Raw genomic sequence first — 4,725 nt, 5'->3', positions numbered from 1 at the left:
TGCCATGGCCGCCCGGAAGGTATCCCATTCGCCGGCGAGCAGGGTATCGATGGTGTAGAAACCGGTGACCGTCTCCGGTGGCAGGTACATGATGTCGATCCGGCCCATGGGCGCCGGCGCCCAGCCCAGCAGGTAGTAGAAGATGTACATCAGCGCCAGACCCGTGAAGAAGGTGGGCAGGGACACCCCCGCCGTTACCAGAAACCGGCACAGATGATCCACCCAGGTGTTGGGCCGGGTGGCCGCCATGACCCCCAGTGGCACCGCGATCAGAAACGACAACAGCAATGCCCCCAGGGTCAGTTCCAGGGATGCCGGTAACCGGGTTGCCAGTTCCGACATCACCGGCTGCCCGGTGGAAACCGCCATACCCAGGTCACCCTGGGCCAGATCCGTCAGGTAGGTGGCAAACTGCATGGGCAGCGGCTTGTCCAGGCCCAGATTGCGGCGGACCTGTTCGATGGACGCTTCATCCGCCATGGGTCCGGCGAAGTAGGCTGCCGGGTCCCCGGGCAGGGCCCGGGTCAGCAGGAAGCACACCACCAGGATGCCGAATACGGTAGGCACCGCTTGCAGCAGGCGCATGCCTACCCGCCTTGCTTTGATGGCCAGGGACACGATGGCGTCTCCTTATGGGTGGATCAGACGGGTTTCAGGGACCGGATATCCATCTGACGATGGAACCAGAACTCGTAACCTTCCACGCTGGTGTTGAATGCCACGTTCAGGGTCGGCTGCCACAATGGAATCCGCGGAACATCGTCGTGGGCCAGCTCGATCATCCGGGTCACGTTGGGTACGTAATCCGGATGGTCCACCGCCATGTCCAGGGTTTCGTCCACCAGTCGTGCCATTTCCGGGTTGTCGTAGTTGGAGGAGTTGAACAGGTTGCCCTTGATGTAGGCCCAGAAGAAGTAATAGTCCGGGGTGTTCAGCCAGCCACCGAAGTTCTCCAGATGCAGTGGCAGTTTTTTCTCTACCAGGGCCACGGTGCGCCAGTTGGCCCCCGGGATCTTCTCGATGTTCACGTTGATACCGATCTGGGCCAGACTCTGCTGGATCAGCAACGCCGCCGGCTCCGCCCAGTCGGCGTGGGACAGGTTGAACGACAGGGGCACCGAGAAACCGTCCTTGTAGTCGGTTTCGGCCAGCAGAGCTTTGGCCTTTTCGATGTTCAGGGAGTAGGGCGAGCGACGGGGCCAGGCAATGTCATCCACCGTCTCGGAACCGCCCCAGGTGGGCATACCCAGACCGTAGGCCGCCTGTTCAAAAATCCGCTCATAGGGCACCGCCCAGGCAATGGCCTGACGCACTCGCTTGTCCTTGAAAGGCTCAAAATCCAGGTTGGTACACAGGCAGTGAACGCAGTTGTCGATAGGGCTGCTCACCACGTTGATGTCCGGTTTTTCCGCCAGCTCCTTGGCATCCTTGTTGGGGATGTTGTGGGAAGCGGTCACGCTGCCACGCTCGATCAGCGCACGGCGAGTCGACTGAGCCGGCACTTCCCGCAGGATCACCCGCTGGTAGCCAGGCAGGGTTCCGCCTTTCCAGTCTTCATTGCGCTCGTACACCAGCTGCTGGCCGGCGTCCCATCGCGCCACCTTATAGGCTCCGGAACCGGCCGGATTGCGATGCAGGTATTCGGTGGCCCAGGGGTCGTCGTCGGTGGCATTGGCTTTTGCCACTTCCGAGTTGATCACCACCGGAATCGGCGTGGCCAGGTCCGGCAACGCCAGTTTCGAGGAGAACGGCAGGGTAATGCGGAAGGTATGGTCGTCTAACGCTTCAAACTGCTCCGGTGATTCCAGACGTCCGGCCTTCATCTGTACGGTGGGGAAGCCGCCCAGTGAAACCGACCGATCGAAGGACCATTTCACATCGTGGGCGGTGACCGGCTTGCCATCCCAGAAGGTGGCGTCCTTGCGCATGGTGAAGGTCATCACCGTGCCGTCTTCACTGATTTCCCAGGACTCCGCCAGCTCCGGCAAGACCGTATCGTAGTCGTAGCTGAGAGAGCCGTCTTCCAGCGTTTTGGTGCCAAAGGTCACCAGCCGGTCATAACAGTTGATGGCCACCTGATAACTGTCACGGTTGGTACCGCTGCGGTGAATATCCAGGCTGTTGATGGTACCGCCGAAGACCACCACGGCGGTTTCTCCGGTGGCGGCACTGGCAGGAAGAACCTTGAGGAGGGGAAGGAAGCTGGCACCAAGACCCAGACTGGCGGTCCCCTTGAGAAACTTGCGACGATCCATTTTGCATACTCCTGAGCGGGTTTGTTGTGAAATGTGTATGCAACCGATACGCCAATCTCTTTCCCTTACTCACCAAAAAATTTCTAATTCTTTAATAAACAGATATTTAGCGGACGCCAGGGGCAAAACACCGGGGCAGTAAATCAAGGGGGTAACAGGCCGGAAAAAGGTGCATGCACCGTCAGGGGGCGACAGTGCCCCGGATTGAAGCCAGTGGATCAACCAGCACTCCCGGCATTGCGTCCGGGGCTGTGGAACCGGATAATCAGTTCATTGCTAGCTATTGTGACCAGCGACGGTTCAGCGGACATGGTTGATTCAGCCTGTTCCGCCCGAACAATGCGCGGCACTGGCTTCACTCATTCAATGGTTCAACCACCACCGGACGGCCGACGACACCTCACCCATGGGAATCAACACCAAAAGCTCCAAACAACAGGAAGTCCAGCGCATTATCGAGTCACTGTCGCGGGCGATTGCCCAACACCTGCTACCCCCTGGCACCCGCCTGGTAGAAGCACAGATTGTCGAATCGCTGAACGCCAACCGCAACCACGTGCAGGCAGCCCTGCAACGCCTCGCCCTGCAGAAGATCGTCACCATCGAACCCAACCGGGGCGCTCACGTCAGTCAGCCCAGTGCCCGGGAAGCCCGGGAGATTTTTGTGGCCCGGCGAGCTATTGAACGGGCGATCATCGAATCCATCACCCCGGATTGCATGCACCGGTTCAGAAAGGACGTGAAAGCCCACATGGTGGCGGAGGCTGCGGCCACCAGTGCCGTAGACCGCCGGGCCATTGTCCGGGAGCTGAGTGATTTCCATCGGTTGCTGGGGCGTATCAGCGGAAATACCGTGCTGTCCGAGCTGCTGGACAATCTGATGGTGCGCAGTTCCCTTATTGTTGCGCTGTATCAGCGTAACGATGAGCCTTCCTGTCAGCATGAGGAGCACAGCGAGATTCTGGCGGCACTGAAGGCCGGCGACAATGACCAGGCGGCAGCACGGATGGCCCACCACCTGAACCACCTGGAGAACGAGCTGGCTCTGGACGACAACAATGAACCGGAGATAGACCTGAAAGCCGTTCTGACCAGAGTGCTGGCCTGATGATCGGCTTTCAGTAAGGGTTTATCGGAAAGGTTCTGTTCATCTGATTGCCCGTCAACCACCCATCAACCGGGCCGGTGTCCGCTCAAAACTTTGCCGACCCGCCTTGAATGCCATCAGCGGCTGACTCAGTTCAGCGATGACGGTGGCGGGCGTAGCCGCATCCAGCACCATGAAATCGGCCTTGCAGCCGGGTGCCAGTCCGTAATCCGGCAACCGGATCATCCGTGCCGACTCCTCCGAGACCCAGGCCAGACAGCGGGCCAGCTCTTCCGGGGTGCCCAGGTGGCTGACGTTGGCAAACAGGTTGGCCTGACGGATCAGCGAAACATCTCCAAACGGCGTAAACGGATTGCCCACGTTATTGGTGGACAGGGAGCAGCGCACGCCGCAGGCGTGCAGCTTCGGCAGGGGCGCCACACCCCGGGGCACATTGTGGGTGGCGTCGCGTCCGGTCAGAAACAGGTCCGTCGCCGGTAGTGCGGTCACCTGAACACCCGCTTCGGCCATGGCCAGGGCAGTTTCCTGCAATTGCTCCGGCGGTAGAGCCGAGAGTTTGGTGACGTGACCGATGGTTACCCGGTGCTGCCAGCCATGCTCCAGGGTGCAGCGCACCACTTCCGGCACCGTCATGCCCAGTGGGTTCAGATCAAAATCCAGGTGCAGGTCCAGATCACAGTCGTAGCGCACCGCCAGCTCGAACAGACGACGGATCTGCCCGTGCGGATCGTCATCCATATAGGGACAACCACCCAGCAGATCCGCACCGTTTTCCAGCGCTTCGCAGAGTAACTCTTCGGTGCCGGGATTGTTGAGCAGGCCTTCCTGGGGAAACACGCAGATTTCCAGGCTGATGGCCCAGGCATAATCCTGCTGCAGACGGCGAATGGCATTGAACCCGATCAGGCCAATGCCCGGGTCCAGTTCCACGTGGGTGCGCATGTGGGTAGTGCCCTGGGTGATGGCCTGGTCAAGAATGCGGGCGCCACGCTGGTAAACGTCCTCCTCGGTGAACCGGGCCTTCGCTGCACTGGTCTGGGCAATGGCCTCAGTGAGAGTGCCCTCGCTGAGCTCACAGCGATTCATGATGCAGGCCTTGTCGAGATGGATATGGGTCTCGATCAGCCCGGGCAGCACCAGGTGTCCGCCCAGGTCCCGTACCTCCGGCGCCGTTGCACGCTCGCTGAGGTGGGCGACAAAGCGACCATCCTCGATCAACAGTTCGGTCAGCGTATCAGGCTGGGTCGCCAGTCGCAGATTGACCAGACGCAGCTGGCCGGCCTGGTGTTCGGTCCGGGTCATGCCACTTTCTCCCCAAGATAGGCAGCTTCCAGTTCGGGGTCGTTACGCAGTTCTGCCGCC

At 60.3% G+C, this 4,725-nt stretch carries 4 protein-coding genes; 1 reads left to right on the top strand and 3 read right to left on the bottom strand.

What is annotated here, in order from left to right; genetic code table 11:
• Positions 1-618: ABC transporter permease (locus AAC035_RS18800; RefSeq protein WP_339806642.1), on the bottom strand; the 618-nt coding region annotated here is incomplete at its 3' end.
• Positions 619-641: 23 nt separating this feature from the next.
• Positions 642-2,255 (bottom strand): ABC transporter substrate-binding protein, encoded by a 1,614-nt coding sequence (locus AAC035_RS18795; RefSeq protein WP_339806641.1) that lies wholly within the window; start codon positions 2,253-2,255, stop codon positions 642-644.
• Between the two features lie 313 nt (positions 2,256-2,568).
• On the opposite strand from AAC035_RS18795, the gene AAC035_RS18790 reads away from it, so the two are divergent.
• Positions 2,569-3,363 (top strand): GntR family transcriptional regulator, encoded by a 795-nt coding sequence (locus AAC035_RS18790; protein ID WP_339806640.1) that lies wholly within the window; start codon positions 2,569-2,571, stop codon positions 3,361-3,363.
• Between the two features lie 54 nt (positions 3,364-3,417).
• Here the strand turns inward: AAC035_RS18790 and AAC035_RS18785 are convergent, their stop codons facing one another.
• Complete coding sequence (locus tag AAC035_RS18785; protein ID WP_339806639.1) at positions 3,418-4,665, bottom strand: amidohydrolase family protein; 1,248 nt, start codon at positions 4,663-4,665, stop codon at positions 3,418-3,420.
• Between the last annotated feature and the right edge of the window lie 60 nt (positions 4,666-4,725).

The sequence above is a fragment of the uncultured Marinobacter sp. genome (assembly GCF_963974375.1).
GTDB lineage: Bacteria > Pseudomonadota > Gammaproteobacteria > Pseudomonadales > Oleiphilaceae > Marinobacter.
The sequence above is the reverse complement of the archived record's forward strand: the minus strand, read 5'-3'. Positions and strand labels throughout refer to the sequence as shown.

Coding starts and splice junctions, on each gene's coding strand:
- AAC035_RS18795 (WP_339806641.1), bottom strand. CDS start 2,255: ATGGATCGTCGCAAGTTTCTCAAGGGGACCGCCAGTCTGGGTCTTGGT.
- AAC035_RS18785 (WP_339806639.1), bottom strand. CDS start 4,665: ATGACCCGGACCGAACACCAGGCCGGCCAGCTGCGTCTGGTCAATCTG.